The sequence below is a fragment of the Pseudomonas sp. App30 genome (assembly GCF_047947025.1).
Lineage (GTDB): Bacteria > Pseudomonadota > Gammaproteobacteria > Pseudomonadales > Pseudomonadaceae > Aquipseudomonas.
Map to the genome: position 1 here is coordinate 3,488,719 of NZ_CP133165.1, position 24,878 is coordinate 3,513,596.

Here is a 24,878-nt window from a genome sequence, read left to right on the forward strand (position 1 = left end):
CATGAGCAGCGCCCAGCGCCTGACTGCAACCCACCCGCCGGCCAGCGCCGAGCGCACCCAGCTGCACCCGGAGCTGGCCAACGCCCATGTGCGCTTCATCGGCCTGGGCAAGACCTACCAAGGCCAGCACGGTCCGGTGCAGGCCCTGCAAAGCATTGACCTGAACATCCAGCGTGGCGAAATCTTCGGCATCATCGGCCGCAGCGGCGCCGGCAAGTCGTCGCTGATCCGCACCATCAACCGCCTGGAGCAACCCAGCGTCGGTCGCGTGCTGATCGACCAGGTGGATATAGGGGAATTCGACGAAGACCGCCTGGTGCAGCTGCGTCGGCGCATTGGCATGATCTTCCAGCACTTCAACCTGATGTCGGCCAAGACCGTGTGGCAGAACGTCGAACTGCCGCTGAAAGTAGCCGGCATGAGCCAGGCCGAGCGTCACCGCAAGGTCACCGAACTGCTGGACCTGGTGGGCCTGGCCGACAAGCACCACGTGTATCCGGCGCAGCTGTCGGGCGGGCAGAAGCAGCGGGTGGGCATCGCCCGCGCGCTGGTGCATGACCCGGCCATCCTGCTGTGCGACGAGGCTACCTCGGCGCTGGACCCGGAGACCACCGAATCGATCCTGGCGCTGCTGCGCGACATCAACCAGCGCCTGGGCCTGACGATCATCCTGATCACCCATGAGATGGCGGTGATCCGCGACATCTGCGACCGCGTGGTGGTGCTGGAGCAAGGCCAGGTGGTGGAGCAAGGCCCAGTGTGGCAGGTGTTCGGCGACCCGCAGCATGCCGTCAGCAAGACCCTGTTGGCGCCGCTGCAACACGGGCTACCCGCCGAACTGCAGGCGCGCATCCGGGAACAACCCGGCTCTGCCGCCGCGGCACTGGTGCTGGGCCTGCGCCTGAACGGCAGCGACGGCGAAGAGCCCGACCTGTCGGCGCTGTTCCACAGCCTGGGCGGCCGCGTCAGCCTGCTGCAAGGCGGCGTAGAACGCATCCAGGGTCGCGCCCTGGGGCAGCTGGTGATTGCCGTGGCGCACTCGCCGCTGGCCCGTGAACAACTGATCGAGCGCGCGGCCTTGTGGGCCGACCGCGTGGAGGTGCTGGGCTATGTGGGCTGAACGGCTGCTGCAAGGGATTCTCGACACGCTGCTGATGGTCGGCGTGTCTTCGTTCATCGCCCTGGTGCTGGGCATTCCGCTGGCGGTGGTGCTGGTCACCAGCAGCAAGGGCGGCATTTATGAAGCGCCCGCCGTGAACCGCGTGCTGGGCGCCTTCGTCAACCTGTTCCGCTCGGTGCCGTTCCTGATCCTGATGGTGGCGCTGATTCCCTTCACCCGCCTGATCGTCGGCACCACCTACGGCGTGTGGGCCGCCGTGGTGCCGCTGACCATCGCTGCTACGCCGTTCTTCGCACGCATCGCCGAAGTCAGCCTGCGCGAGGTCGACCATGGCCTGATCGAAGCGGCCCAGGCCATGGGCTGCCGGCGCTGGCACATCATCTGGCACGTGCTGCTGCCCGAGGCGCGGCCGGGCATCGTCGGCGGCTTCACCATTACCCTGGTGACCATGATCAACTCCTCGGCCATGGCCGGCGCCATCGGTGCTGGCGGCCTGGGCGACATTGCCTACCGCTACGGCTACCAGCGCTTCGACTCGCAGATCATGCTCACGGTGATCGTGCTGCTGGTAGTGCTGGTGGCGTTCATCCAGTTTGGCGGTGATCGGCTGGCGAAGGTCTTGAACAAGCGCTGAGGTATCATCGTGGTCATCACCTTTTTGTTGGCGACCGCGATGAAACTCGACCCCCAGGCTCTGCAACAGATCACCCAGACCACCCTGGGCAACTACAACCAGACCGCCGAGAGCTTCCGCGAAGGCACCCGCGACCACGACGTCAGCCAGAACATCGACGCCCTGCTGCGCCACCTGCAGGTGCCGGCGCCGGCGCAGATCCTCGATTTCGGCTGCGGCCCGGGCCGCGACCTGCGCACCTTCACCCGCCTGGGCCATATCGCCACCGGCCTGGACGGCAGCGAGCGTTTCGCCGAAATGGCCCGTGCCGACAGCGGCTGCGAGGTGTGGCAGCAGAACTTCCTCGATCTGGAACTGCCCGCCGAACGCTTCGACGGCGTGTTCGCCAACGCCGTGCTGTTCCACATCCCCAGCCAGGAACTGCCACGGGTGCTAAGCCAACTGCACGCCACGCTGAAGCCGGGCGGCGTGCTGTTCAGCTCCAACCCCCGCGGCAACAACCAGGAAGGCTGGAAAGGCCCACGCTATGGCGCCTACCACGATCTGGAGAATTGGCGGCGAGTGCTGGCCGAGGCCGGTTTCGTGGAGCTTGAACACTATTACCGCCCCACAGGGTTGCCGCGTGAGCAGCAACCCTGGCTGGCCAGCGTGTGGCGCAAGGACGCCGCCTGACGGCAGCTGCTACAGGTGCAGGCAAATGCCGAAGTCCCGTAGCCGCTGCCGAAGGCTGCGCTGGCCCCTGACTACACCCAAGAATCAGAGTTTGCAATGCCGGCCAGCGCAGCCTGACGGCAGCGGCTACATCGTACGTGGCTGGCTACGAGGAAGGACGGCCTAGCAAATAAGTCTTTTGCACCGAAGCAAAACAACCTTGCATCTGCGATTTCCCTTCATATGGTCCTGCTGAAACAGGCCTGCGCAGCACCGCCGATAAATTTTCTGCTGTCTCGTAACCAGCCGCAATGTTGATCGGAGGCCATCTCCACCGCAACAACAACACTGGGCTGACTAGGTATCAAATTATGTCTACTCCATAGCCGCTGTCGAAGGCTGCGGGTACATCACGCCGTCTTCTCCGGCTCCCTGACCTTGTACCAAGCCACATAAAGCGCCGGCAGGAACAGCAGCGTCAGCAGCGTCGCGCTGATGATGCCGCCGATCATGGCGTAGGCCATGGGGCCCCAGAACACTTCGCGGGCGATGGGGATCATGCCCAGGCTGGCGGCGGCGGCGGTCAGCAGGATGGGCCGGCGGCGGTGCTGGGTGGCTTGCACCACGGCGTCCCACGGGGTGTAGCCGTCCTTCTCGAAGATGTCGATCTGGGTCACCAGGATCACCGAGTTGCGGATGATGATGCCGATCAGCGCCAGAATGCCGAGGATGGCCACGAAGCCCATGGGCGTGCCGGTGGGCACCAGCGCCACCACCACGCCGATCAACCCCAGGGGCGCGACGCTGGCCACCAGGAACATCTTCTGCACGCTGTGCAGCTGGATCATCAGGAAGGTCGCCATCAGGAACAGCATCAGCGGCACGACGCGGGCAATGGGGCCCTGGGCCTTGCCGCTTTCTTCGACGGTACCGCCGGTGGCCACTTTGTAGCCCACCGGCAGGCTGCTGGCGAACTGGTCGATGGTGGGCTTGAGCTGGGTGACCAGGTCGGTGGGCTGGATCTGGTCGCGCACCGAGGCCTTGATGGTGATGGTAGGGTGGCGGTCGCGGCGCCACACCAGCGGTTGTTCCAGTTCATAGCGCACGGTGGCGAACGCCAGCAGCGGAATCGACACGCCGTTGGGCGTGACGATCTGCAGGTTCTGCAGGGTTTCCGGCGAGCCACGCTCGGCGTTCTCGGCACGCCCCACCACGTTGATCAGGTAGATGTCGTCGTTGACCTGGGTCACTGCGGTGCCGCTGACGATGGTGTTCATCAGCTTGGCCACGTCTTCCGAGGACAGCCCCAGCTGCCGTGCCTTGTCCTGGTTGATGTCGATGCGCAGGACCTTGCCCGGTTCGTTCCAGTCATAAATGATCTGGCCGATGTGCGGGTTCTGGTCCAGCAGCGTGGCCAGGTCGATGGCGTGCTTGCGCACCTGGTCGATGTCCTTGCCGCTGACCCGGTACTGGATTGGCCGGCCTACCGGCGGGCCCATTTCCAGGGTCTGCACGTAGCTGCCAATGCCCACGAAGTCGTCGCGCAGGCGCTTGCGCAGGCGGTCCATCAGCGCCGCCCGCTCGTCCAGGCCCTTGCTGACGATCACCAGCTGGGCGTAGTACGGGTTCTCCAATTGCTGGTCCAGGGGCAGGTAGAAACGAATCGCGCCCTGGCCGATGTAGGTGCTCCAGCGGGCGATGTCCGGGTCGTCCTTGAGGCTGGCCTCCAGCTTGTCCACCGCCTTGCGGGTCTCGTTGATCGACGAGTTCTGCGGCAGGTTCAGCTCCACCAACACCTCGGGCCGGTCGGACGAGGGGAAGAACTGGTTCTGCACGAAGCGCATGCAGAACACCGACAACAGGAACAGCCCCACGGTAATCAGGATGGTCAGCCAGCGGTGGCGCATGGCCCACAGCAGGCCGCTGTTGAACACCCGGCCAATGCGCCCCGGCTCGCTGGAGTGCGGCTTCACGTTGGTGCTGAGGATGTGCACGCCCAGCACCGGCGCGAACAGCACCGCCACCACCCAGGACACCAGCATGGCCACGGCGATGACCGCGAACAGGGTGAAGGTGTACTCCCCCGCCGAGCTGGCGTTGAGGCCGATGGGCACGAAGCCCGCCACCGTCACCAGGGTGCCGGTGAGCATGGGGAAGGCCGTGGAGGTGTAGGCGAACGTCGCCGCCTGCTCCTTGGTCTCGCCCATTTCCAGGCGCGTGACCATCATTTCCACGGTAATCATGGCGTCGTCCACCAGCAGGCCCAGGGCGATGATCAACGCGCCCAGGGAGATACGCTGCATGGTGATGCCGCTGTATTCCATGAACACGAAGACCATGGCCAGCACCAGCGGGATCGAGCAGGCCACCACCAGCCCGGCGCGCACGCCCAGGCTGATGAAGCTCACCACCAGCACGATGATCACCGCCTCGAACAGGGCGCTGGTGAAGCCGCCCACGGCCTCTTCCACCACCTGGGCCTGATCGGAGACGTTGTGGATGCCCACGCCCACCGGCATATCGGCGGTGATCTCGGTGATGCGCTGGTGCAGGGCCTTGCCGAACGACTGGATGTTGCCGCCGTCGCGCATGGCGATGGCCAGGCCGATGGCTGGCTGGCCGTTGAAGCGGAACATCGGCGTGGGCGGGTCGCTGTAGCCGCGCTGGATGTCGGCGACGTCGGCCAGGCGGTAGAAGCGGTCGTTGAGCCGCAGGTTGACCGCCGCCAGGTCCTTTTCGGAAGCGAACTGGCCGCTGGTGCGCACGGAAATGCGCTCGGGCCCGGCCTCGATCACCCCGGCCGGTGTCACCGCGTTCTGCGCCTGCAACGCCTGCACCACCTGGCGCTGGTCGATGCCCAGGGCCGCCAGCTTGCGGGTGGAGAAGTTCAGGTACAGCACCTCGTCCTGGGCGCCGATCATTTCGATCTTGCCCAGCCCCGGCACCTGGCGGATCTCGGCGCGAGCCTGCTCCACGTAGTCGCGCAGCTGGCGCATGCTCAGGCCGTCGGCGGTGAAGGCATAGATCGAGCCGTACACGTCGCCGAACTCGTCATTGAACGCCGGCCCCTGGATGCCTTGGGGGAAACTGCTGCGAATGTCGTCGATCTTCTTGCGTACCTGGTACCAGATCTGCGGGATGGCCTTGCCGCTGGTGGTGTCGCGCAGGTATACGAAGACGGTGGATTCGCCGGGGCGGGTGTAGCTTTTCACGTAGTCGAGGGAGTCCAGCTCCTCGAGCTTCTTCTCGATGCGGTCGGTGACCTGCAACAGGGTTTCGTCCTGGGTGGCGCCCGGCCAGCGGGTCTGGATGACCATGGTCTTGATGGTGAAACTGGGGTCTTCCTCACGGCCCAGGTTGAGGTAGGAAAACACCCCCATCAGCAGCGCCACGAACATCAGGTACCAGACGAAGGACTGGTGTTTCAGCGCCCAGTCGGACAGGTTGAAGCTTCCTTTCATTGCTTGCTGCCCTCGTCCACTTTGACCTTCTGCCCCGGTTTGAGACTGTTGACGCCGGCGCTGACCACGCGCTCGCCGGCTTGTACCCCGGCGCTGACAATGACCGAGTCCTGGTCACGGCTGATGACGTGCACCGCCCGCGGCGCCACGGTGTGGTTCTGCAGGTCGATGACCCAGATGCGCGACTGGCCCTCGGCCTCCTGGATAGCGCTGAGCGGCAGCTCCACCTTGGGTTCGATGGCGGTGCTCAGGGTCACGCCAATGGCCGTGCCCAGGCGGAACGCCGGCGGCGTGTCGGCCAGGGTCAGGCGCGCGCGGCGGGTGCGCGTGGCGCTGTCGGCCTGGGGTTCCAGTTCGCGCAGGGTGGCGGTGGTGCTGATGCTCGGCTCCAGCTGGTCGGCGACGGTAAAGGTCACGCCGGGCGGTAGCTGTTCGGCCAGGGACGACGGCAGGTCGATCACCGCTTCCTTGATATCGGGCCTCGCCAACGTCACCACTTCCTGGCCGGCGCTGACCACCTGGCCAGCCTCGACGTTCCAGTGGGTGACCACGGCGTCGTGGTCCGTGCGCAGTTCGCTGTAGTTGAGCTGGTCCTTGGCCTGGCTGACCGAGGCCTGGGCCTGGTCCAGCGACGCCTTGGTGGTTTTCAGGTTGGTCTGCGCCACGTCCAGTTGCGCCTGGGCGCCCACGCCACGGTCGAACAGCTCCTGCTGGCGGCGTGCGTCGGCCTGGGCGTTGATCCACTGCGCCTGCACCCGCGCCAGGTCGCCCTGGGTGGAACGCACCTGGTTCTGCAGGTCGGTGGGGTCGAGGGTGGCCAGCAGGTCGCCGGCCTTCACTTCGCTACCGACGTCCACAGCGCGCCGGGCGATGCGCCCGGACACCCGGAAGCCCAGGGTGCTTTCGTAGCGCGCCTGGATGGTGCCGGCGAAGCGCCCCAGCTGCTCCATGTTCTGCGGCGTGATCTGCACCGACAGCACCGGGCGCACCGGCTCGGGCGGCGGTTCATTCTTCGAGCAGCCCAGCAGCGCCAGGCCCAGGCACAGCGAGGTCAATGCGCGGGTCATGGCTTTTCCTCGACAGTGGCCTGGGCAGCGATTTCGACCTGCATGTCCGGGTGCAGCAGTTGCACCCCGGCCACCACTATCTTGTCGCCATCCTGCAGGCCGTCGCCCACCACCACCTTGCCGGTGAGGTAGCGGGCGACGGTGACTTTCTTCAGGCTGACCTTGTTCTGCGCGTCCACCCGCCACACGGCCGGGTCGCTGCCGTCCTTGGTCAGGGCCGACCAGGGCAGCTCGATGCTGGGTTTGGCCGGGCCGCTGAGGGTGCCGCTGACCACCGAACCCAGGTTCATGCCCGGCGGCAGGCCGGCCAGCGCCACTTTCACCTGCAGGGTGCCGGTTTGTGCCGACACCGCGGGCGTCACCTCGCGCACCTTGCCGGTGGTCTTCACCTTCGGGTCTTCGACCAGGCTGACCGGCACCTGCTGGTCGCCGGCAGGCTGCACGAACAGCGACTCATAGACGTTGAACACCGCGTCGCGCTCGCCGTCGCGGGCCAGGCTGAAGATCGGCACGGTAGCCTGCACCACCTGCCCGACTTCGGCCTGGCGGGCGGTGATGATGCCGGGCGCCTCGGCGATCAGGTCGGTGTAGCTCAACTGCTCGCGGGCGCTGGCCAGCTGCGCGTTGGCGGCGGCCAGGGCGCTCTGGCTGCTGCGCAGCGCGGCCTGGGCGGAGTCGTATTCGCTCTGGCTGGTGTAGCCCTTGGGCAGCAGTTTCTGCTGGCGCACGAAGGCGGCCTGGGTCTGGGTGACCCGCGCCTGCTCGGCGAACACCGCGGCCTTGGCCGAGTCGACGTTGGTCTGCAGGTCCTTGGGGTCGAGCTGGGCCAGCACCTGGCGGGCGCTGACGCGGTCGCCGACGTCGACCATGCGCTTGATGATCTTGCCGCCCACGCGGAACGACAGCTGGGTCTGCACCCGCGCCTGGATGTCGCCGGTCAGACTGACGGGCGCGGCAAAGTCGGTGCTCTGCACCGTCTGCACCTTCACCCTGGGCCGCTGCGGTTCCTCCGGCTTGCCCTGCCCACAACCGGCCAGGGTTGCCGCAAGGCAAGCACCCAACACCCAACCCAACCGAAGAGCAGCCATGCAGGCTCCTTTGCGTGCGCTGTTTTAGCTCAGATTCATTATGAGCCGTGAGGGTAGCTCAGTGTTCATCGTGCGGACAACTGCCATGTACGTGCGGTCATCCGCTGAAAACTTGTTCGAGGATTTTTCACCCCGGGTGGGATCTTTTTCGCACGGGCGTACTCGAAAACTTTCTGCCCGTGCCAAGGAAGTCCAATAATGAATAACAACACCGTGAAAAAGCTCGACCCCCAGGACGTGATCAAACTGCTGGCGGCCCTGCGCCGCGCAATAATCCCCGTAGCAGCGGCCGCAGGCCGCGTCCCAGGCGCCGCGTGACGGCGCAGGCAATAAAAAACGCCGACGCTGTGTAAGCCGTCGGCGTTTTTGCAGTGCAGCTCAGCTGGCGATCAGAACGCCGGCAGTACCGCGCCGTTGTATTTCTTGGCGATGAATTCCTTCACTTCCGGGCTGGTCAGGGCAGCGGCCAGTTTCTTGATGGCGTCGCTGTCCTTGTTGTCCGGGCGGGCAACCAGGTAGTTCACGTACGGCGAGTCGGCGCCTTCGATCACCAGGGCGTCCTTGGCCGGGTTCAGGCCGGCGTCCAGCGCGTAGTTGGTGTTGATCATGTCCAGGTCAACCTGGTCCAGGGCGCGTGGCAGCATGGCCGATTCCAGTTCCTTGAACTTCAGGTGCTTGGGGTTCTCGGCGATGTCTTTCGGGGTGGCCAGGGCGTTCTTCGGATCTTTCAGGGTGATCAGGCCGGCTTTCTGCAGCAGGATCAGTGCGCGGCCGCTGTTGCTGCCTTCGTTCGGAATGGCAACGGTAGCGCCGTCTTTCAGCTCGGACAGCGACTTGATCTTCTTCGAGTAGCCGCCGAAGGGTTCCACGTGCACGCCGACCACGGTCACCAGGTGGGTGCCCTTGCCGTCGTTGAAGTTCTTCAGGTACGGCAGGGTCTGGAAGTAGTTGGCGTCCAGGCGCTTCTGGTCAACCTGCACGTTGGGCTGTACGTAGTCGGTGAAGACCTTGATTTCCAGGTCCACGCCTTCTTTAGCCAGGACCGGTTTCACCAGCTCTAGGATTTCAGCGTGCGGGACCGGGGTAGCAGCGACCACCAGCTTCTCGTTGGCGTTGGCAACACCCATGGTCAGGGCGGCGGCCAGGGCAGTGAACAGCAGAGCCTTTTTCATGCAATGTCCTTGATCAATAAGGTGCCAGCTGCGTATTTGGCCGGCTTGGGGCGGACAATACCGATATTTTTTATACCAAGACAATATCTTTTATTTCACTGCTTATGCCTTTTTCGTCATTTCCAGGCAATTGGCCATGTCGGCGCCCCACGCATGGCTCAGCCAATTTGTTGCGTAACACGCAAGGCGCTGCGCTCCAGCAACGCTTTCAGGCCCCGAAGGGCCGAGCCAGAGCCCTCGCCGAGCAGTGCGGCAATCTGCCGCTCGATATCGGCCAGTGGTTCGACCACCAGCGGCAGGTTCAGGTGCTCGGGCAGGATCTCGTCGCCGCTGCTGACCAGCAGGGCGAAATGAATGATGTTTTCCAGCTCGCGGGTGTTGCCCGGCCAGCTGTGGCGCTCAAGCAGCAGCTGGGCGCTTTCGCTGATCAACGGCACCGGCAGGTTGAGGCGCGCGCTGTAGATGCCGACGAAATATTCGGCCAGCGACAGGATGTCCCCCGGGCGTTCACGCAGGGCCGGCAGCACCAGGCGGCCTTCGCCCAGGTAATGGAACAGCCGCTCGTTGAACTTGCCGGCGGCCACGGCCTGGGCCAGGTCGATGCTGGTGGCGGCCACCAGGCGCACGTCCACCGGGCTTGGCTGCTGGGCACCGACACGGGTGACCTCGTGGTTTTCCAGCGCTGCCAGCAGCTTCAGTTGGATAGGCAGCGGCAGGTCGCCGATCTCGTCCAGGTACAGGGTGCCGCCGTTGGCCGATCCGAACCACCCTGCCCGGCTGCTGGCCGAGCCGCTATAAGCCCCAGCGCTGTAGCCGAACAGTTCGGCGTCGGCGTAGGTGGGGCTGATGGCGCCGCAGTTCACCGACACGAACAGCCCGGCGCGGTCGCTGGCGCGGTGAATGTGCCGGGCCAGCAGCTCCTTGCCGGTGCCCGTCTCGCCATGAATCAGCACCGGCAGGCTGCGCGGCGCCAGGCTTTCCAGCTCCTGGCGCAGCTGCCGCGAGCGCGGGTCGACGAACACCAGCGCCTTGGCGCGGATGCTCAGGGGGCTCTTGTCGGCTTCGGGGAAGGTCAGCAGCGGCTGGCCGAAATGTTCAGGATGACTCATGGCAATACTCCCGCCCGGGCGCATGGGCCCGGGCGTTTTTCGAATAAATGGCGGTCAGGCGCTGCGCAGTGCGTGGGCCTGCAGGCGGGTTTGCAGGCGGTACAGGTAGGCGAAACCCTGCTCCCAGCGCTGGTGGCCGGACTTGACATTGATGTGCCCAGCGCCCGCCAGGATGCCAGCCTCGGCGCCCCAGTCGCGGGCCATCTGCATGGCGCGCGGCACGCTTACGGCCGGGTCGTTGTCGGAGCTGACCACCTGGCTGGGGAACGGCAGCAAGTGGGTGGGCACGGGGGCGAAGTTGCGCAGCGCCGGCGAGCACGCCGGGCGCTCGACATCGGCCGGCGCCACCAGCAAGGCGCCCTGCACCCGGCGCAACAGCGCCCGCGGTGCCTGCGCGGCCCAGTGGGCCACGGTGATGCAGCCCAGGCTGTGGGCAATCAGGATCACCGGATCGGTGCTGGCGCTGATGGCCTGCTCAAGGGCGGCCACCCAGTCCTGGCGTTGCGGCGCCAACCAGTCGGCCTGCTCTACCCGCGCGCTGTTGGGCAGGCTGTTGCACCAGTGGCTTTGCCAGTGGTCCTGGGGGGAACCTTGCCAGCCCGGCACAATCAGGTAGCGGATCGACTCGTTGCGCATGGCATACGCCTCCTGCATCGTTTGCGTTGAGGTCAGTATAGGGGCGGGTCATATATTCGTTAAGGAATAAGAAGCTATTTGTTAATAACTTATAACGATATAACTGTGGGGTGATTGGGGACGCGGCCGATGGCCGCTGCTACGGGGGCGCAAAAAAAAGGGCCGCCCCCTGCCTGAGGAGCGACCCAAGAAACCACTGCAGAACATCACCGCTTGGTAATCACCGACAGCTTGGTGATGCCCGCCTTTTCAATCGACGCCATGGCCCCCGCCACCTTGCCGTAGCCCACGCCGTCGTCGGCCTGCAGCTGCACGCGCAGGTCCGGGTTCTTGGCCTTGGCCGCCTCCAGGTTCGACTCCAGCAGGTCGGGCTGCACTTCGTCCTTGTTGATGAAGAACTTGCCGCCACCGTCGATGCTCACCACCAGCGGGTCTTTCTGCTCAACCGGCGCCACCGAGTCGGTCTTGGGCAGGTTGATCGGGATCGAGTTGGTGAGCAGCGGCGCGGTAACGATGAACACCACCAGCAGCACCAGCATCACGTCCACCAGCGGCGTGACGTTGATCTCGCTCAGTACCTCATCACTGTCCTGGGTAGAGAAGGCCATATCAGGACGCCTCCTTCACTTTCTGGCCAGCACCGCCCTGGACGGTCTTGGTCAGGGCCGGGTGCAGCAGCACGCGGAATTGGCTCTTCTGGGCCAGGCTGTAGAAGTCGTGGGCGAAATCGTCGAGGTCGGCCACGGTCAGCTTCAGGCGGCGCAGGAAGTAGTTGTAGACCAGCACCGCCGGCACGGCGACGGCGATACCCACGCCGGTGGCCACCAGGGCCGAGCCGATGGGGCCGGCCACGGTTTCCAGGCTGGCGGAACCGGCGGCGCTGATGCCTTTCAGGGCGGACATGATGCCCCACACGGTGCCGAACAGGCCGATGAAGGGCGAGGTGGAACCGATACTCGCCAGCACCGCCAGGCCGGTTTCCAGGGAACGGCGCTCACGCACGATCTGTTGGCGCAGGGCGCGCTCCAGGCGGTCCTGGTGGTTGATGGCCTGGCTCAGGTCCGCGGCATGACCGGGCTCACCGACCTGGATGGCGGCGTAGCCGGCCTGGGCGACGCGGGCGGCGGCGCCCGGCTGGGTCACGGTCAGTTCGGCAGCCGAATCCAGGCTCGACGCCGCCCAGAATTGCTTGTGGAACTTGCGGTCCTGGTTCTTCAGGCGGCCGAACTGCGCGCCCTTGGCCAGGAACAGGCCCCAGGTGGCGACGGAGAAGACGATCAACAGCCAGATTACCGCGCCTTCGATGGAGGCAAATGGGGAAGCCAAAGTACTCATGATGTGTATTCCTTGTGTTAGCGCGAATTAGCGGATCTTGAAGTCGATGGGCACGCTGACCCAGCCGTCCTGGGCGACATCGCCCTGCTTGGCCGGTACGAAACTCCAGCGTTTGACGGCGGCAAGCGCGGCGTCATCGAGCTGGTCGCGACCACTGCTTTTCTGGATCTGAATCTCGCCGGGCTTGCCGGTGGCCAGCACATGCACCCGCAACAGCACGGTGCCTTCCCAGTTGCGGCGCATGGCCAGGGCCGGGTATTCGGGCGCCGGGTTGTGCAGGTAACCGGCGTTCGCCGAGGCCGGGGTTACCGGTTTCGGTGCGGGGGGTGCAGGCGGTGCCGGTGGCGTCGGCGCGGCAACCGGCTGTGGCGGCGCTGGCGGTTGTTCCACCGGCTTCGGCACGGGCTTGGGCAGCGGCTTGGCGACCTGCTTGGGCTTGGGTTTGGGCTTGGGCGGCGGCTTGGTGGCCAGCTCGTCCTCGACCGGTGGCGGCGGCTCTACCGGCTGCGCCACGGGCGGTGGCGGCGGCGGTGGGGGCGTTTCAACCACCGGCGGTGCCGGTTGGGAAAACTCGATGGTCATTGGCGGGATTTCTGGCGGCTTGATCGGCAGCGCGGCCAGCGGTTCCTGGCTCAGCCAGTACATCACCGCGCCATGCAGCACCAGCGCAAACACGCCCAGCGCAATCCCTTCACGCCGGCTCAGTACACCCTTGGGGGTCGTGTGCAGACGCGACTGGGCCAGCGGCGCACGGTGCGCGCGGCCCAGGTCGACCAACTCGCCGCCCGGTGCCTGGCGCCGTAGCGCCTGGGGTGCACTGGCTGCGGTCTGGACATTGCCCATTGTTGTACTCCTGCGGTCTTCAGCGATAGTGCGAGGGAGGCCTCGCGAGGCGAATCATCGACGCCCCACGCTTAGCTCTGAAAGTAATCTTTAAAGTTATACATAGACCTATATGGAATATGCAGAACCCTGGTTTTGCTCCGGCCCTTGCCCTGCAAGGCCTGTAGCAGAGCGCTCGGAAGCCGATGCCTTGGGGGCATTGAAAATATTCCGCCAAGGCATGGCTTTCAGCGGCTGGCGCTGGCGTTTTTCAGCGCCGCGTCGGGGGCCAGCACGGCGGTTTCGGCGTGGGGCGTGCCTTCGGGCACCCAGTCGTAGGCCACCGGCAGGGCGCGGTACACCCAATTGCTGATGGCGTCGCTACCCGGTGCCTTGCCCTGGTAGGGGCTCACGTACTCCCAGACGATCTCGCCCTTGTCGGTGACCTGGAAGAAGCGCCCGTTCATACCTTCGTCGATCAGCGTGTTGCCGTTGGGCAGGCGCCGGGCGCTGCTGATGAACGAGCTGTAGAAGGCCCACGAAGGCTGTTTCGAGCTGGCGGCGGTGTACTGCCACACCACCTGCTGCTTGATGGGGTCGATCTCCAGCACGCGCGAGCCCGGGGTCAGGCCCAGGGGCGCCGAGGGGTAGCCGGCGGTGCCCTGGTTGTCGAACACCAGCAGGTTGCCGGCGCCTGGCAGCCCGGCCGGGATGATGTGCACGTCATGCTGGCCAACGAACTGGTCCAGCGGCCGCGGCACCTGCTGGGCGGTCTTGGGGTTGAGGGCCGGCAGGTTCGGGCCCAGGTGCCACACCACCTTGCCGCTGGCTTTGTCGATGATGGCGATGAAGTTGGAGTTGCGTGAGTCCAGCAGCAGGTTGTCGGGGGCGAAGCGCTTGTCGCCGGCGTCGAACCACTTGTTGGGCCCTACCACGCTGAGGTTGTTGATGTGCAGGTAGTCGGGGTTGTCGGTGGCGCGCACCAGCTTCAACTGCGCCGGGGTGAAGCCAAACTCGGTGAGGTGGTCGCTGGCCAGCCACTGCCATTTCACCTGGCCTTGCGGATCTACCTCGTACACCACGTCGTCGATCAGCTGCGGCACCTTGAAGCCGGCCACCTTGTGCACCTTGTTGGCCAGCACCAGGGTGTTGCCGTTGCCCAGGCGGCGCTGGTCATGGTGCTGCTGGGCGGCGCCACCGGGGGCCTTGTCGCCCCACTGCCACACCACCTTGCCGCTCCAGTCCAGCTCGCCGACGCTCTGGTTGGCCAGGCCGTTGCCAGCCGCCCCCAACGGGCCCGGCGCCTTGTCGCTGAGTTGCAGCAGCACGTGGCCGCGCTCGCCGCCTACCAGCCTGGGGTCGATGATGGCCGACGGGAAGCCGTTGTGCGGCCAGCTTTTCACCTCGTTGCCGTCCATGTCGATCAGGTGGGTCTGCTTGTCGGCACCAGCGAAAATCACGTACTGGTTGTAGGCCTTGGCCGGGTCGTAGCGGGTCACCCCGGTGGGGTACACGCTGGGTGCGGCCTGGGCCACGCTGGCGAACACCGCACTGGCCAGCAACGCTGTCTTGAAGGCTTTCATGATCACGTCCTTTGTTGTCAGAAGTCGTAGCGGGCGGTCACGCCCAGGGTGCGCGGGTCGCCAAGGATGCCGCTGTAGCCGCCGTTACCCTCGGCCCACAGGGTGGTGTAATAGGTCTTGTCGAAGGCGTTCTTCAGCCACAGCGAGACGTCCCACTGGCCCTGGCCGAGGTTGCCGCGAAAACCGGTGCTGAGGTTGACCAGGCTGTAGCCGGGGATCTGCGCGTAGGCGGAATCTTCCAGGGTACCCACGGCGTGGGAGCGGTACGAATAGCTGCCGGTGACGTACTCTTCCAGGCCGTTGTCCCAGTTCCACTTGTATTCGCCGTTAGTGTTGAACGTGTACTTCGAGGCGCCCACCACCTGGTGCCCGGACAGGCTGCACGAGGCTGGCGCACCGGCCTGCTCGCTGACTTCCGGCGGGCACGGGGCGTCCTTGTAGGACATGTAGCGCACGTCGTTGTAGGCGCCGTTGAAGTTAAGGGTCAGGCCCTTGAGCGGCAGCACCGTGCCATCCAGCTCCAGGCCGCGGGAGCGCACGGTGCCGGCGTTGGTCAGGTAGGAGACGCGGTTGGCCGAGTCGTAGGCGTTGGCCTGGTAGCCGTTGACCGTGGTCCAGAACAGGTTGGCGTTGAGCAGCAGGCGGCGGTCCCACAGGGTGCTCTTGAGCCCCAACTCGGCGTCGTTGGCGCGTTCGGCGCCAATCAGCAGCGAGTCGGCGCCAGCGGTGGGCGCGCTGCCCACGGCCAGGTTGACGCCGCCGGACTTCTCGCCGTGGGTCAGGGTCGCGTAGCCCATCAGGTCATCGGTGAAGTGGTAGCTGAGGTTGACCATGCCCGAGGGGCTGGCGCTGTACAGGCTCAGGTCGCCGGAGTTGTAGGCGCCGGCGCGGCCGTTGCGCGCGGTCAGGGCAGCGCCGGTCACGGCGGCGCCGCCTACCGGGGCGTCGCGCTCCACCCAAGCGCTCTTCTCTTCATAGGTGCCGCGCACGCCGGCGGTCAGGTCCAGCTTGGGCGTGAGGTGCCAGGTGCCCTGGGCGAACAGCGCGAAGCTGTCGGTGTCGATGTGGCCGCGGCCAATGCTGGTGACGTTGGCCAGCGCGCCCGTCGCGGTTCCGTTCCAGATATCGGCCTTGGGCCCGTAGTAGGAGAACGACTTGTTGTCGGTCTTCGAGCCGAAGTAGTAGCCACCCAGCACGTAGTCGAATGCCCCGCCGGTGGGCGATGCCAGGCGAAATTCCTGGGACCACTGCTTGTCTTCCACCGACACACCGGCGTTGTAGGCGGCAGGCACGTTGAGCCCGTCGTCGTTGCGCGGGGTGAAGTTCCAGAAGCGATAGGAACTGATCGACGTCAGGGTGAAGTCGCTCGGCAGCTTCCAGTTGGCCTCCACCGAGCCACCGCCCTGGTGCACGGTCACGTGCTGGCTGCCATCCAGGTTGACCTTGCGTGACCCCGGCTCAACCAGCGTGGCGCCCGCCGCCGCCGCGCGGGTTTCGTAGAGGTTGGAGCCGTTGACGGTCGGCCCGGTGTTGAACAGCGTGCGGGTGCCGGAACTGGAGTCTTCCTCGTTGTAGTCGACGATGGCGCGCAGGCTGAAGTCTTCGTTGGGCTTGAACAGCAGCTGCCCGCGCAGGCCGTCGCGCTCGCCGCCGCCCAGCTTGTGGCCGTTGTCTTCGTTGGTGATGGTGCCGCCGCTGTCGCTGCGGTACACCGACAGGCGCCCGGCCAGCTCATCGGTGATGGGCCCGGAGATAGTGCCCTTGGTCTGCACGTAACCGTGCTGGCCCACCGAGCTTTCAATGGTGCGCTCGGGGGTGAAGCTGGGCGCGCGGGTGGTGATGTTGATCACCCCCGCCGTGGTGTTCTTGCCGAACAGGGTGCCCTGCGGGCCGCGCAGCACCGCCAGCTGGTCGATGTCCATCAGGTCGAACACGGCCATGCCCGGGCGGCCCAGGTAGACGTTGTCGATGTACAGGCCCACGCTGCCTTCCAGGCCGTCGCTGGCGGGGTTGTTGCCCAGGCCGCGGATCGACACGCTGGACTGGCGCGCGTGCATGAACGCCACGTTGACGCTGGGCACCAGCTGCTGCAGGTCCTGGATGCGGTACACGTGCTGGGCTTCCAGGGTGCTGCCGTCCACGGTGCTGATCGGCGTGGGCACGTCCTGGGCGCTTTCCTCGCGGCGCCGGGCGGTCACGGTCACGGTCTTGAGGTGGGTGCCATCATCCGCTGCGGCGCTGGCCTGGGTGGGGTCGTCAGCCGCGTGGGCCAGGGAAAAACCGGCGCTGCCGGCCAACAGCATGGCCAGCGGCAAGCGCTTGAGACGCCTGGCTGAAGTGGGCGCTGCAGGGGGTGACTGACGACTCATGGCACGGCTCCTTGGTGAGGGAACGGGGGGCCGGCATTCGATGTGCCGAGCGCTCCGCATATTCCCTTCAGTTATTTGCATATGTTTTTCTAGAGATTTACTGCATAAGTGATTGCCTTTATAAGGAGTGCACCGGATGCATAGCAAATGCATTTGCCCGATACTTTTAATGTGAAAAATGCATATAGACCTGCGCCAACTTCGCCACCTGATCGCGCTCGCCGAACACCGCAGCTTCGTCGCCGCCGCCGTGGCCGTGAACCTGTCGCAATCGGCGTTCAGCCGGAGCATCCAGGCCCTGGAACACGCCGTGGGCTGCCAGCTGGTGGACCGCGGGCGCAAGGATCTGCCGCCCACCAAGCAGGGCCAGGTAGTGCTCGAGCACGCCCGGCGGCTGGTCAGCGGCGCGCGCCAGCTGAGCAACGAGATCAGCCAGTTCAATGGCCTGGAGGCCGGCGAGCTGCGCTTCGGCTGCGGCCCGGCACCGGCCTCCTGGCTGGTGCCGGCGGCGGTCGGCAGCTTCATTGGCCGCTACCCCAGGGCGCGGGTGCATTTCCACGTGGATGACTGGCACAGCCTGAGCAAGCGCCTGCTCAGCGAGGAGTTCGAATTCTTCGTCGCCGACACCCGCCAGTTCGAGGCCGACCCGGACTACCACACCCACCGCCTGCGCCCACGCAAATGGCATTTCTGCTGCCGCGCCGGGCACCCGCTGGCGCAACAGGAATGGGTCACGGCCGAGCAACTGCTCAGCTACCCGCTGGCCGCCACCCTGCGCCCGCCGAACCTGCGCAAGGTGCTGGCCGACCTCAGCGGCCGCCCGGACTTTGCCCCCAACGTAGAATGCGAAAGCAGCTATGCGCTGCTCAGCGTGGTGCTGCGCTCGGACGCCATCGGCATCAGCGGCAGCTACAGCGATGTCATGCGTGGCGCCGGCGGCGAACTGGTGCGGCTGCGAATCGAGGGGCTGGATGAGCAGCGCGAGGAGCTGTTCACCCGCTACGGCATCGTCAGCCGCGCGGGCTACCGGCTGTCGCCGCTGGCCGAGGCGATGATCGAGGAGATCAAGCTGGTGGATGAGCGCGATGAGGGCGGCACCACCTACGACATCCAGAACCTGGCGGTGTAGGTGCTTCGTGGGAGCTGGCTTGCCAGCGAGCTTTTTGGCCCCAACAACTCGCTGGCAAGCCAGCTCCCACAGGATCAAAGGCGAATCGTATGCAGGCAATGCATACAAAGTATTCATTGAATGCGCTTGCCGACTGGCCCTTCCCGATCGCGAAATAGTCGCTATTTCAGTGACTTGCGCAATCAGGAAGGCCCATGAAAAAGTTTTTCAAACCACTGCTCGGCATCGTCCTGGCCGGCCTGCTGGGCCACGCCCAGGCGGCCGACCCCGTCACCATCCGCATCGGCACGCCTGACCAGGGCGCCGGCAGCGCGCCGTTCATTGCCGGCCCCGTGGGCCTGGCGCATATCCAGAAGCAGCTGGAAAACGAATTCGCCGCCGATGGCGTGAAGGTGGAGTGGCACTTCTTCAAGGGCGCCGGCCCCGCGGTCAACGAAGCCCTGGCCAACCAGCAGCTGGACTTCGCCTGGCTCGGCGACCTGGCCGCCATCATCGGCCGTTCCAGCGGCCTGCAGACCCGCCTGCTGCTGGGCGCCCGCGGCAACAACATGTACCTGGCCACCCGCGCCGGCAGCGACATCCGCAGCCTCGCCGACCTCAAGGGCAAGCGCGTGGCCGTGTACCGCGGCACCGCCGACCAGCTGTCGTTCGCCCGCGCCCTCGCCGCCCAGGGCCTGAAGGAACATGACCTGCAGATCATCAGCCTGGACTGGAGCGCCGCCCGCGCGGCCTTGGCCAGCGGCCAGATCGACGCCACCTGGTCGGGCATGGGCATTCTCGCCCTGGGCCAGCAAGGCGTGCAGTTCCCGCTCAGCACCAAGCAGCTGCCGCGCCTGGCCACCACCCAGGCCGGCCTTGTCGCCACCCAGGCGTTCATCGACCAGCCCCCCGACCTGACCCAGCGTCTGATCAACGTGCTGGTTAAAAACGCTGCCTACCTCACCGAGCCGCAGAACCAGGCGCCCTACAACCAGCTGATGGCTGAGCAGAGCGCCATCCCGGCGCAGCTGTTCGAACAGGAAAGCGCCGGCGACGACCTGAAGTTCCGCGACTCGCCACGCATCGACGCCTTCCTGCGCGCCAGCCTGCAGGACAGCGTCGACCAGGCCAAGGCCCTGGGCCTGATCCGCCGCCCGTTCACCGCCACCGACTGGGTAGAGCCGCGTTTCGTCGACGCCGCCGTGCAGCAGCAAAATCTCGACGCCTTGTGGCCCGCCTTCGACGCCACCGGCAAAGCCCTCTGATACCCAGGTACCGACCATGACCGCGATCAAGAACGTGCTGTACATCATGTGCGACCAACTGCGCCGCGACTACCTGTCGTGCTACGGCCACCCGCACCTGCACACCCCCAACATCGACCGCCTGGCCGCCGCCGGCGTGCGTTTCAGCCGCGCCTACACCCAGGGCACCATCTGCGGGCCGTCGCGCATGTCGGCCTACACCGGCCGCTACGTCAGCAGCCACCAGGTGGCCTGGAACGGCGTGCCGCTGCCGCTGGACGAATTCACCATCGGCGATTACCTGCGCCCGGCCGGTATCCGTACCGCCCTGGTGGGCAAGACCCACGCCACGCCCAACACCGACGCCCAACAGCGCCTGGACATGGCCCCGGACAGCGCCCAGGCCGAGCAGTTGAACGAGGTGGGCTTCGAACCCTATGTGCGCCACGACGGCCTGTTCCCCGACGACCCGATCTTCGACGGCAAGCGCGAGGGCGCGCCCTACACCCATTACCTGCGCAAGCTCGGCTACGCTGGCCGCAACCCCTGGCACGACTGGGCCAACGCCGCCGAGGGCGCCAACGGCGAGATTCTCAGCGGCTGGAAAATGCGCAACGCCCACCTGCCCGCCCGCGTGCCCGAGCAGCACTCGGAAACGGTGTACACCACCGACCGCGCCATCGACTTCATCAGCGAGCAGGCCGAGCAGCCCTGGTGCCTGCACCTGTCCTACATCAAGCCGCACTGGCCCTACATTGCGCCTGCGCCGTACCACGCGTTGTATGGCAGGGACCAGGTAGTGCCCGCCGTGCTGCCACAGCCTGGCCAGGAGAACGACCACCCGGTGTACAACGCCTTCCGCCAGCACGAGGAAAGCCGCAATTTCTCCCGCGAGGAAGTGCGCCTCAACGTGATCCCCACCTACATGGGCCTGATCAAGCAGGTGGACGACCAGCTAGGCCGGCTGTTCGACTTCCTGCAAACCAACGGCCGCTGGGATGACACCCTGATCGTCTTCACCAGCGACCATGGCGACTACCTGGGCGACCACTACCTGGGCGAAAAGGAATTCCTGCTGGAGCCGGCCGTGGGCGTGCCGCTGATTGTGCGCGACCCGCGTGCCGCCGCCGATGCCACCCGTGGCACCGTGGACCCGCGCCTGGCCGAGACCATCGACGCCCTGCCCACCTTCCTTGACGCCCTGGGCCTGCCACCGGCCGACCACCGCCTGGAGGGCCGCTCGCTGATCCCGCTGCTGCACGGCCAGCAACCGGCCTGGCGCGACTTCGCCGTGGCCGAATACGACTACGCCTTCCAGGCCCCGGCCCGCGAGCGGCTGGGCCAGGCCATCGACCGCTGCCGCATGTACATGGTGCGCAGCGAACGCTACAAGTACCTGGCCTACGACGGCCACCGGCCGCAGCTGTTCGACCTGCTGAATGACCCGCAGGAACTGCATGACCTGGGCACCGACCCGGCGTTGGCCGCGGTGCGGGAGCAGCATCAGGGGTATCTGTTTGACTGGCTGCGCGGCTTGAAGCGCCGCACCACCATCAGCAATCGCGAGATTGATGTGCGTGGGCAGCGCTTCCGTTATGGCGAGCCTGAGGAGGAGAAGCTGGTGCCTATCGGCGTTTGGTAGACCGCGCCGGTCCTCGACGCGGCCTGGCGGCCGCTGCTACGCAGATCCCGTAGCAGCTGCCGAAGGCTGCGTCGCCTTTAGGCCCCGCGGGTGGTCACGCTGCGCTGCCCCGCCACGCCCACCGGCACTTCGCCCTGCAGGGTCACGCGGCGCACGATGCGCTCCTGGGTGCCGTAGTCATCCACCGCGTAGTGCTGGGTGGCGCGGTTGTCCCAAATGGCCACGTCGCCGGTGCTCCAACGCCAGCGCACGGTATTTTCCAGGCGCACCACATGGCTTTGCAGCAGGCCGAACAGGTGCGCCGAATCGCTCGAGTTGTAGCCCTTGATGCGCTTCACGAAGTGCCCCAGCAGCAGGGTTTTCTCGCCGCTGATGGGGTGCACGCGCACCACCGGGTGCTCGGTCTCGTACACCGTGGAGGTGAACACCTTGCGGTAGTGCTCGAGCTTTTCCGCCGACACGTCGGGCTTGGCCGCGGCGTAGTCGTATTCGTTGCTGTGCACCGCCCAGAGCTTGTCAGCCAATTCCTGCAGGGGCGCCGGCAGGTCGTTGTAGGCCGCGGCGGTGTTGGCCCACACGGTGTCGCCACCGGCTGCCGGGGCAATCACCGAGCGCAGGATGGAGGCCTTGGGATAGGCATCGACGAAGGTCACGTCGGTGTGCCAGGAGTTGGCGCGCTGGCCGTCGGCGCCGCTCAGTTGCATCAGGTAACGGGTGCCGTCACGCACCGGCACGGTGGGGTGGGCGATGGGCTCGCCGAGCAAATGAGCGAAGGCCTCCTGGCTCTGGTCGTCGAGGTGGGCCTGGCCACGGAAGAAGATCACCTTGTGCTTCACCAGCGCGGCCTGGATGGCCTCGACGGTGGCGGCGTCAAGGTCGGCGCCCAGCTGGATGCCGCGGATCTCGGCGCCGATGCGGCCGGCAACCGGGTGGATATCCAGCGCAACGGTGGTGGGGTTCGTGGCGAGTGTGGCAGTGCTCATGGTTGGACCCTCTTCTCTCTATGCATATAAGCATTAGTTCTAGATGAATCACCAATGCTTCGTTGACGGAATAAGAGCTTGCATTTAAAACCTCAACCCACCCGCTGTACCAATACCTTCGACCTATTTTTCAAATGCCGGGAATGCATATGGATCTGCGCCAGCTGCGGTACTTCATCGCCCTCACCGAACACCGCAGTTTTGTCCGCGCCGCCGATGCCATGGGCATCACCCAGCCGGCATTCAGCCGCAGCATCCAGGGCCTGGAGCAGGAGTTCGGCTGCGTGCTGGTGGACCGCGGCAACAAGGACCTGCGCCCCACCCCGGAAGGCCAGGTGGTGCTGCAGCACGCCCTGAGCCTGGTGCAGGGCGCCGCGCTGCTGGCCAGCGAAGTGACGCAGATGACCAAGCTCGACGCCGGCGAACTGCGCTTCGGCTGCGGCCCGGCGCCTGCCGTGCGCCTGGTGCCGGACGCGATATCGGCGTTCGTGCGCGCCCACCCCAAGGTGCGCACCTGCTTCGAGGTGAACAACTGGGAGAAGCTGAGCCGTGCCCTGAGCCGCGAGGAAATCGAGTTCTTCATCGCCGACATCCGTCACTTCGAGGCCGACCCCAACTTCCAGACCCAGCCACTGACGCCCAAGCGTGGCGCGTTCTTCTGCCGGCGCGGGCACCCGCTGGTGAACAAGGAGAGCCTGTCCACCAACGACATGTTCGACTACCCGCTGGCCGCCACGCTGATCCCGCCGGGGGTGCGCAAGCTGCTGGCGAACCTGAGCGGCAAGACCGACTTCAGCCCGCATATCCAGACCGAGCACATGCCGACGCTGATGAAGATCGTGCTCAACTCCGACGCCATCGGCCTGTGCTCGGAGGAGGGTTTTGACGAGGACAACCTGGAGGGCGAGCTGGTGCGGCTGCACTGGCGCAACCTGCCGCAGAACCTGGAAAGCCTGAGCGCGCGCTGCGGCATCGTCAGCCGCATGGGCTTCCGCCTGTCACCGGCGGCGCGGGCGATGATCGACACCATCATGGCAATCGATGCGCAACCTGCCGCCAAGGCGGGTTGAAGGTAGCCCACAGCCCATGCATCTGGCGCATGGGAAATATTCCCCGAATGCATTGGATGCCTTGCGCGCTTGGGCCTTAAATGGCACCTCTTATCTCCATATCTATCGTTAAAAGTTTTTTATATATCAGATAAGAATAAGAAAATAGCCCTACGCAGTAGCCGACAACGGAGGTCTGACATGGCCCGCGAATCGCTTCTCAGTGTGCCCCTGGCAACGCCCCCCACCGCCCGCCGGCGCACCGGCCCTGGCCTGGGCCAGCGCCTGCAACCCCTGCTGCTGCCCGCCGCCCTGTTCGTGTTGTGGTGGCTGGCCGCGCGCAACCACTGGATGAGCGAGCAGATCCTGCCCGCACCGGCGCTGGTGTGGCAGAGCGCGCTGGACCTGGCCGGCAACGACCTGCCGGCCAACCTGTGGATCAGCCTGCAACGGCTGTGCTGGGGCCTGCTGGCCGGCATCCTCGGCGGTGCGCTGCTGGGTGCCTGGATGGGCGCCAGCCGCCGTGCCGAGCGCCTGGTGCTGCCGACCTTCACCGCCCTGGCGCAGATCCCGACCCTGGCCTGGATTCCGCTGTTCATGGTGTTCTTCGGCATCGGCGAACTGCTCAAGCTGGTGGTGCTGATCAAGGCCATCGTCGTGCCGGTGACCCTGCATACCCTGGTGGGCGTGCGCGACGCGCAACCGCGGCTGCGCGAAGCCGCCGCCGTGCTGCGCCTGCCGCCGCGCCTGCTGGTCCGCCGGCTGGTGCTGCCGGCCGCCCTACCCTCGTTCATGGCCGGCGTGCGCCTGGCCTTGGGCGCCGGCTGGTCGTCGCTGCTGGCGGTGGAACTGCTGGCCTCCAGCGAAGGCATCGGCTACCTGATGGTGTGGGCGCGGCAGCTGTTCATGCTCGATATCGTCTTCGTCTGCGTGGTGGTGATCGGCGTCATTGGCGTGGTCATGGACAAGGGCATTGCCCTGGCCGACCGCAAGCTGGTGCACTGGCCCCATGCGGCCACCGCGGCGCTGCCGCGTACCACCCACAGCCAGGGCCTGGACCGCCTGGTGCCGTGGCTGCTGCCCGCCGCGCTGCTGGTGCTGTGGCAGCTGGCGAGCCAGCTGGCCTGGGTGGACGCCAACATTCTGGCCGCGCCGCTGGCGGTGCTGCACACCACCTGGGCGGGCCTGGCCGACGGCTCGCTGCTGACCGCCATGGGCCTCAGCCTGGGCCGCACCCTGGCCGGCCTGCTGCTGGGCGGCGGGTTGGGTTTTGCCCTGGGGCTGCTGCTGGGCCTGTCAAAACCTGCCGAGCGGGTGCTGGGCCCCAGCCTGGGCGCCCTGCGCCAGATCGCCATCTTCGCCTGGGTACCGCTGATCACCGCCTGGTTCGGCCTGGGCGAACCAGCCAAATGGGTGTTCGTGGCCCTGGCGGCGTTCTTCCCGCTGTTCATCGCCTCCCACCGCAGCGTCGCCAGCCTGTCGCCACAGCTGGCCGAGGCCGCCCAGGTGCTGCGCCTGAGCCTGTGGCAACGCCTGCGCCGGCTGGTCCTGCCGGGTGCCGCGCCGGGCATCTTCGCCGGCCTGCGCCTGAGCCTGATCTACGCCTGGCTGGGCACCATCGGCGCCGAATACTTCATGCCGTCCAACGGCGGCATCGCCAGCCTGATGCTCGGCGCCCAACAGCTGATGCGCATGGACCTGATCATGAGCGGCATGCTTTTGGTCGGCATCACCGGCGCCCTGCTCAACGCCCTCGGGCAACGCATCGAAGCGCGCGCCACGCGCTGGAGACACGCATGAACGCA

The 24,878-nt window shown here is 66.1% G+C and carries 20 protein-coding genes; 8 read left to right on the forward strand and 12 right to left on the reverse strand.

What is annotated here, in order from left to right; all coding sequences use genetic code 11:
- Position 1 precedes the first annotated feature (1 nt).
- Genes RAM80_RS16315 through RAM80_RS16325 form a run of 3 tightly spaced genes read left to right on the forward strand, consistent with a single transcriptional unit; the run spans position 2 to position 2,426 of the window.
- On the forward strand, positions 2–1,120 hold the full coding sequence (locus tag RAM80_RS16315) for a methionine ABC transporter ATP-binding protein (RefSeq protein ID WP_416421530.1): 1,119 nt from the start codon (positions 2–4) through the stop codon (positions 1,118–1,120).
- Positions 1,110–1,754, forward strand: a complete 645-nt coding sequence (locus RAM80_RS16320) for a methionine ABC transporter permease (RefSeq protein WP_416421531.1) — start codon at positions 1,110–1,112, stop codon at positions 1,752–1,754. Before RAM80_RS16315 ends, RAM80_RS16320 begins: the two co-directional genes overlap by 11 nt.
- A 39-nt stretch (positions 1,755–1,793) precedes the next feature.
- Entirely contained in the window at positions 1,794–2,426 is a 633-nt protein-coding gene (locus RAM80_RS16325) for a class I SAM-dependent methyltransferase (RefSeq protein ID WP_416421532.1), read from the forward strand.
- Between the two features lie 389 nt (positions 2,427–2,815).
- Here RAM80_RS16325 and RAM80_RS16330 read toward each other — a convergent pair whose 3' ends face one another.
- The 11 genes from RAM80_RS16330 to RAM80_RS16380 form a co-directional block, all read right to left on the reverse strand.
- The gene (locus RAM80_RS16330) at positions 2,816–5,866 is read right to left on the reverse strand and encodes an efflux RND transporter permease subunit (RefSeq protein ID WP_416421533.1); all 3,051 of its coding nucleotides are present in this window, start codon (positions 5,864–5,866) and stop codon (positions 2,816–2,818) included.
- Positions 5,863–6,933: an efflux RND transporter periplasmic adaptor subunit gene (locus tag RAM80_RS16335; protein ID WP_416421534.1), complete on the reverse strand. Its 1,071-nt coding sequence runs from the start codon at positions 6,931–6,933 to the stop codon at positions 5,863–5,865. Before RAM80_RS16335 ends, RAM80_RS16330 begins: the two co-directional genes overlap by 4 nt.
- Positions 6,930–8,021, reverse strand: a complete 1,092-nt coding sequence (locus tag RAM80_RS16340) for an efflux RND transporter periplasmic adaptor subunit (RefSeq protein WP_416421535.1) — start codon at positions 8,019–8,021, stop codon at positions 6,930–6,932. Before RAM80_RS16340 ends, RAM80_RS16335 begins: the two co-directional genes overlap by 4 nt.
- 389 nt (positions 8,022–8,410) lie before the next feature.
- Complete coding sequence (locus tag RAM80_RS16345) at positions 8,411–9,193, reverse strand: MetQ/NlpA family ABC transporter substrate-binding protein (RefSeq protein ID WP_416421536.1); 783 nt, start codon at positions 9,191–9,193, stop codon at positions 8,411–8,413.
- 158 nt (positions 9,194–9,351) lie between these two features.
- Entirely contained in the window at positions 9,352–10,302 is a 951-nt protein-coding gene (locus tag RAM80_RS16350; protein ID WP_416421537.1) for a sigma 54-interacting transcriptional regulator, read from the reverse strand.
- A gap of 54 nt (positions 10,303–10,356) precedes the next feature.
- On the reverse strand, positions 10,357–10,938 hold the full coding sequence (locus tag RAM80_RS16355; protein WP_416421538.1) for an alpha/beta hydrolase: 582 nt from the start codon (positions 10,936–10,938) through the stop codon (positions 10,357–10,359).
- 206 nt (positions 10,939–11,144) lie between these two features.
- A complete protein-coding gene (locus tag RAM80_RS16360; RefSeq protein ID WP_416421539.1) occupies positions 11,145–11,546 on the reverse strand; it encodes an ExbD/TolR family protein in 402 nt (133 codons plus the stop codon).
- Position 11,547: 1 nt separating this feature from the next.
- The gene (locus RAM80_RS16365; protein WP_416421540.1) at positions 11,548–12,273 is read right to left on the reverse strand and encodes a MotA/TolQ/ExbB proton channel family protein; all 726 of its coding nucleotides are present in this window, start codon (positions 12,271–12,273) and stop codon (positions 11,548–11,550) included.
- Between the two features lie 27 nt (positions 12,274–12,300).
- Entirely contained in the window at positions 12,301–13,116 is an 816-nt protein-coding gene (locus RAM80_RS16370; protein WP_416421541.1) for an energy transducer TonB, read from the reverse strand.
- 227 nt (positions 13,117–13,343) lie between these two features.
- Positions 13,344–14,678, reverse strand: coding sequence for an aryl-sulfate sulfotransferase (locus RAM80_RS16375; protein ID WP_416421542.1), 1,335 nt, complete (start codon positions 14,676–14,678; stop codon positions 13,344–13,346).
- Positions 14,679–14,695: 17 nt separating this feature from the next.
- Positions 14,696–17,047, reverse strand: a complete 2,352-nt coding sequence (locus RAM80_RS16380) for a TonB-dependent receptor (protein WP_416421543.1) — start codon at positions 17,045–17,047, stop codon at positions 14,696–14,698.
- A gap of 178 nt (positions 17,048–17,225) precedes the next feature.
- Here RAM80_RS16380 and RAM80_RS16385 point away from each other — a divergent pair, with 178 nt between their 5' ends.
- From RAM80_RS16385 to RAM80_RS16395, 3 genes are all read left to right on the forward strand, one after another.
- Positions 17,226–18,176, forward strand: a complete 951-nt coding sequence (locus RAM80_RS16385; RefSeq protein WP_416421544.1) for a LysR family transcriptional regulator — start codon at positions 17,226–17,228, stop codon at positions 18,174–18,176.
- 194 nt (positions 18,177–18,370) lie between these two features.
- Complete coding sequence (locus RAM80_RS16390; protein WP_416421545.1) at positions 18,371–19,420, forward strand: ABC transporter substrate-binding protein; 1,050 nt, start codon at positions 18,371–18,373, stop codon at positions 19,418–19,420.
- Positions 19,421–19,436: 16 nt separating this feature from the next.
- Positions 19,437–21,041 (forward strand): alkaline phosphatase family protein, encoded by a 1,605-nt coding sequence (locus RAM80_RS16395; RefSeq protein ID WP_416421546.1) that lies wholly within the window; start codon positions 19,437–19,439, stop codon positions 21,039–21,041.
- Positions 21,042–21,118: 77 nt separating this feature from the next.
- Here the strand turns inward: RAM80_RS16395 and RAM80_RS16400 are convergent, their stop codons facing one another.
- Positions 21,119–22,024: a TauD/TfdA dioxygenase family protein gene (locus tag RAM80_RS16400; protein ID WP_416421547.1), complete on the reverse strand. Its 906-nt coding sequence runs from the start codon at positions 22,022–22,024 to the stop codon at positions 21,119–21,121.
- 149 nt (positions 22,025–22,173) lie between these two features.
- Between RAM80_RS16400 and RAM80_RS16405 the strand changes: the two genes are divergently transcribed.
- Positions 22,174–23,094 (forward strand): LysR family transcriptional regulator, encoded by a 921-nt coding sequence (locus RAM80_RS16405; RefSeq protein WP_416421548.1) that lies wholly within the window; start codon positions 22,174–22,176, stop codon positions 23,092–23,094.
- Positions 23,095–23,274: 180 nt separating this feature from the next.
- Positions 23,275–24,873: an ABC transporter permease gene (locus tag RAM80_RS16410; RefSeq protein WP_416421549.1), complete on the forward strand. Its 1,599-nt coding sequence runs from the start codon at positions 23,275–23,277 to the stop codon at positions 24,871–24,873.
- Positions 24,874–24,878: the final 5 nt, after the last annotated feature.

Excerpts from the sequence above, each read along its gene's own strand:
- RAM80_RS16315 (WP_416421530.1), top strand. The coding sequence starts at position 2 with ATGAGCAGCGCCCAGCGCCTGACTGCAACCCACCCGCCGGCCAGCGCC.
- RAM80_RS16320 (WP_416421531.1), top strand. The coding sequence starts at position 1,110 with ATGTGGGCTGAACGGCTGCTGCAAGGGATTCTCGACACGCTGCTGATG.
- RAM80_RS16325 (WP_416421532.1), top strand. The coding sequence starts at position 1,794 with ATGAAACTCGACCCCCAGGCTCTGCAACAGATCACCCAGACCACCCTG.
- RAM80_RS16330 (WP_416421533.1), bottom strand. The coding sequence starts at position 5,866 with ATGAAAGGAAGCTTCAACCTGTCCGACTGGGCGCTGAAACACCAGTCC.
- RAM80_RS16335 (WP_416421534.1), bottom strand. The coding sequence starts at position 6,933 with ATGACCCGCGCATTGACCTCGCTGTGCCTGGGCCTGGCGCTGCTGGGC.
- RAM80_RS16340 (WP_416421535.1), bottom strand. The coding sequence starts at position 8,021 with ATGGCTGCTCTTCGGTTGGGTTGGGTGTTGGGTGCTTGCCTTGCGGCA.
- RAM80_RS16345 (WP_416421536.1), bottom strand. The coding sequence starts at position 9,193 with ATGAAAAAGGCTCTGCTGTTCACTGCCCTGGCCGCCGCCCTGACCATG.
- RAM80_RS16350 (WP_416421537.1), bottom strand. The coding sequence starts at position 10,302 with ATGAGTCATCCTGAACATTTCGGCCAGCCGCTGCTGACCTTCCCCGAA.
- RAM80_RS16355 (WP_416421538.1), bottom strand. The coding sequence starts at position 10,938 with ATGCGCAACGAGTCGATCCGCTACCTGATTGTGCCGGGCTGGCAAGGT.
- RAM80_RS16360 (WP_416421539.1), bottom strand. The coding sequence starts at position 11,546 with ATGGCCTTCTCTACCCAGGACAGTGATGAGGTACTGAGCGAGATCAAC.
- RAM80_RS16365 (WP_416421540.1), bottom strand. The coding sequence starts at position 12,273 with ATGAGTACTTTGGCTTCCCCATTTGCCTCCATCGAAGGCGCGGTAATC.
- RAM80_RS16370 (WP_416421541.1), bottom strand. The coding sequence starts at position 13,116 with ATGGGCAATGTCCAGACCGCAGCCAGTGCACCCCAGGCGCTACGGCGC.
- RAM80_RS16375 (WP_416421542.1), bottom strand. The coding sequence starts at position 14,678 with ATGAAAGCCTTCAAGACAGCGTTGCTGGCCAGTGCGGTGTTCGCCAGC.
- RAM80_RS16380 (WP_416421543.1), bottom strand. The coding sequence starts at position 17,047 with ATGAGTCGTCAGTCACCCCCTGCAGCGCCCACTTCAGCCAGGCGTCTC.
- RAM80_RS16385 (WP_416421544.1), top strand. The coding sequence starts at position 17,226 with ATGCATATAGACCTGCGCCAACTTCGCCACCTGATCGCGCTCGCCGAA.
- RAM80_RS16390 (WP_416421545.1), top strand. The coding sequence starts at position 18,371 with ATGAAAAAGTTTTTCAAACCACTGCTCGGCATCGTCCTGGCCGGCCTG.
- RAM80_RS16395 (WP_416421546.1), top strand. The coding sequence starts at position 19,437 with ATGACCGCGATCAAGAACGTGCTGTACATCATGTGCGACCAACTGCGC.
- RAM80_RS16400 (WP_416421547.1), bottom strand. The coding sequence starts at position 22,024 with ATGAGCACTGCCACACTCGCCACGAACCCCACCACCGTTGCGCTGGAT.
- RAM80_RS16405 (WP_416421548.1), top strand. The coding sequence starts at position 22,174 with ATGGATCTGCGCCAGCTGCGGTACTTCATCGCCCTCACCGAACACCGC.
- RAM80_RS16410 (WP_416421549.1), top strand. The coding sequence starts at position 23,275 with ATGGCCCGCGAATCGCTTCTCAGTGTGCCCCTGGCAACGCCCCCCACC.